Below are 3138 nucleotides of genomic sequence, written 5' to 3'. Positions count from 1 at the left end.
TGGCACAACTATCGAGCAGATTGAAATGAGACTTCTTACCTTTTTTGAAACTCAACAATTACAGACTCCAATTCAAATTTCAAATACGATTCAACATATCTACAACCTTATTCTGTAGTCTTCCGGCGGGAAGGGAGTAGTACCATCAGCCCATGCAACAACTTAATAAATTCTTGACCTTCTAAAGATTTTAGCGTCTCATATACTTTCTCTAACTGTTCGTATTTACCCCCAATCTGACGTGCAAAGTCATTACGAAGATTGCGGATTGCCCGTAGCAAAATCTCATCATCGATCCGGACATCAGTGCGATCGGGTGCGATTTCGATCTGTACCATGCACTCGGTACAACATTCTCGCCCAATTCTCACCAGTTCTCGCATCACCCCGCCACTCATCAATGCCATTTTGCGGGCAGTTTGAGGATCGAGCAATGCATCGGGAAATCGGAGTTTAATTACAGCTTGAAATAATGCGATGTTGTTGACGATCGGTTGGCGATCGATCTTGCGAACGTCCTCGCGGGGATAAAATTTGGTAACTGGAAATAAGTGCGGACGCACCACGCCTTCTGATGTTAAAGCACCCATCACTTGTGGCTCTTGGATCGCCGAAATGGGAATAGTAAAGACAATTCTAAATGCGGGTGAAAAGAGAGATTTAAGATTATTGCGATAAATTGGTTCGACGATACTGAGATCCAATTTGTCTAAGTCATCAATGACGATTAAGATGGATTTATTGGTGGCGATTTGAATTGTTGCTGCCAATCGATCGAGATTTCTAACTAGTTCGGAAATTCTTTTTTCAAAAGTCCGTTCGAGTTCTTGTCGAAACGTCCGTTCTTGTTGGAGTTTGGCGGTGAACAGCTTGAAAATTGCCCCTGGATCGATCGCAAATTCCGATTTGTCTTCACTTCCTAGTGTTTCTTTGCGAGTAGTTGTCGTCCAGCCGAGTAATGTTTCTTGAATATCTGCATCGACTGATATTTTAGCTAAAGTAGCTGCTTCGAGCAATTGCAACCCGATCGAGTAGAGAATATTGACATGGCTGACATCGGACATCTCGATCGAATCGGCGATCGAAAAAAACACCACAAAAAACTTGTCCGCTTCCATCTCTACCGCAAATTGTTTGAGCAGAGTGGACTTGCCACAACCTCGATGTCCGGCAAAAATCACCTTACCATCTGCTTCGGATGCCTTCACCTCACTTTTGAGCCGCACCAATACTTCTCGACCGTATTCTACTCGAAACCGCTGGATTTTGTCAGGTTCGAGTAGTGGAAAGAGATCGAGATTTCGGTAAGCTGTCTGAAATTGTGACAGTAAGGTTTGAGTCATCGCTAGCTGCACCGATAATGCACACACATCAATCCCATTCTATAACGGCGATGATGTCGTCGGTGACGGCTTCGTGACAATTACTATCGATCGTCGGTAATAGTAGTTTGATGCTGATGCTTCGATCGACCGATCTCGAAGTTATATAATCAGATCGATCGCCACAATTGCTCTCATTAACACCAAGATCGATGAAATCTCTCTCCGCGCTTTTGATTGTCGATCCTCAGAACGACTTTTTAACTCAGGGCGGTGCTTTTGCCAAACGGCATATCGAACCCCAACAACTTTGCAATGCGATCGAATGGTTGGTGCAAGCCGCACGGCAACGGCAGCGACATGTCGTTTGGATTACTTCTGATTATGGTGAAGTAGCTGGAACCCCTGAAGAACTCCAAGGCATAACCCACACTGGTAAACCTTGTTGTGTCAAAGATACTTGGGGTAGCCAGATCGTTCCTGGTTTGCAAGGTGCCTTCGCCCAGAGAACGGATGATGAACTTGCGATCGTCAAACACTGGTACGATGCTTTCGATCGCACCTCACTTCACAAATGGTTGCAGTCACGACAAATTACCAAACTGTCTATTTGTGGCGTCGAAACTAATCTGTGCGTGTTGCACACTGCTCGATCTGCTCTGCGATTGGGCTATCAGGTAGAGATTCTGGAGGACGCTACTACCGCCAGCACGCCAGGTAAACACCTGGTGGCAATTCGAGCACTGGAAAAGCTCGGTGCTACTACTAGAAACTGGGGCGAACTGCTCTCGGATGGTAATCCCGTCCGACTGAGTGGTATTGCTGGCGATAGCAGTTTAGATTGTGCCGCCCTCTCGGCTTGCATCAATGAGAATACATTTCAGACTCTATACGAAGAGGTGGCATGGAGTCAGATGATTCATCGCGGTAGTGCGGTACCGCGTCTCATCGCCCTCCAAGGCACGAAGGCACCCGATCGAGCCGAACCCTTATACCGTCACCCAGCGGACGAGCAACCGCCATTAACCCACTGGACGCCCACGATCGATTCGATTCGGCAAGAAGTCGAACGCCGGATCGGTCATCCCTTAAATCACTGTTTGATTCAACTCTATCGCAATGGTCGCGATTTTATCGGCGAACATGCGGATAAAACCCTCGACGTAATGCGCCCTTCGTTGATCGTCAACGTCTCGCTGGGAGCCACCCGATCGATGATTTTCCGATCGAAAACCGCCAAAGGTGCGGTACCGCAAAAACTGCCACTACCGCACGGTTCTTTGTTTATGTTGAACCTAGATGGCAACCAAAAGTTTTATCACGGCATCAAACAACTCGGCAGCGATGGCACTGACGAGCCTCGGATTTCGTTGACGCTGCGGTACATCGGCACTTACTACGACCCCCATAATGGAGCCGTCTGGGGAATTGGTGCTCCCAGCAAAACCAGAATAGAAGCAAATGCTAGAGTCGAATGGATAAATGCCCTTACACCTGAAGAAAAACTTGCCAAGGAAACAGCGGAAGCCGATCGAATGTTAAAACTCTTTCGTGAGGAAAACATTAATGACAGTTTTGATGCCAATGATTATCAGCCGGGATTTGATATTTTGGACTTTCAAGGATTTGTCGATCGGTAAATTAGTGAATAGTGGATAGTAATTTTCGCTTTATCTAGTTTAAGTTGAACCATGAAATTGAAATTTAATTAAGTTACCATTACTGCTAGATCCCCGACTTCTCGAAGAAGTCGGGAATCTGTCTTCGCTAAATTGGCTATGGCTGTTAAATATGTCGATCGGCTCTAACGATCCGC

At 46.3% G+C, this 3138-nt stretch carries 2 protein-coding genes; one reads left to right on the top strand and one right to left on the bottom strand.

The genetic code is table 11. The annotated features are described in order from the left end of the window. Positions 1-107: 107 nt before the first annotated feature. Positions 108-1343: a P-loop NTPase fold protein gene (locus tag RMO27_RS21250; RefSeq protein ID WP_309736345.1), complete on the bottom strand. Its 1236-nt coding sequence runs from the start codon at positions 1341-1343 to the stop codon at positions 108-110. A gap of 191 nt (positions 1344-1534) precedes the next feature. Here RMO27_RS21250 and RMO27_RS21245 point away from each other — a divergent pair, with 191 nt between their 5' ends. Then, positions 1535-2962 carry an isochorismatase family protein gene (locus RMO27_RS21245; protein ID WP_309736343.1) on the top strand — a complete coding sequence of 476 codons (1428 nt, stop codon included), beginning with the start codon at positions 1535-1537 and terminating at the stop codon, positions 2960-2962. Positions 2963-3138: the final 176 nt, after the last annotated feature.

It is taken from the genome of Chamaesiphon sp. OTE_75_metabat_556 (genome assembly GCF_031378165.1).
Lineage (GTDB): Bacteria > Cyanobacteriota > Cyanobacteriia > Cyanobacteriales > Chamaesiphonaceae > Chamaesiphon.
The sequence above is the reverse complement of the archived record's forward strand: the minus strand, read 5'-3'. Positions and strand labels throughout refer to the sequence as shown.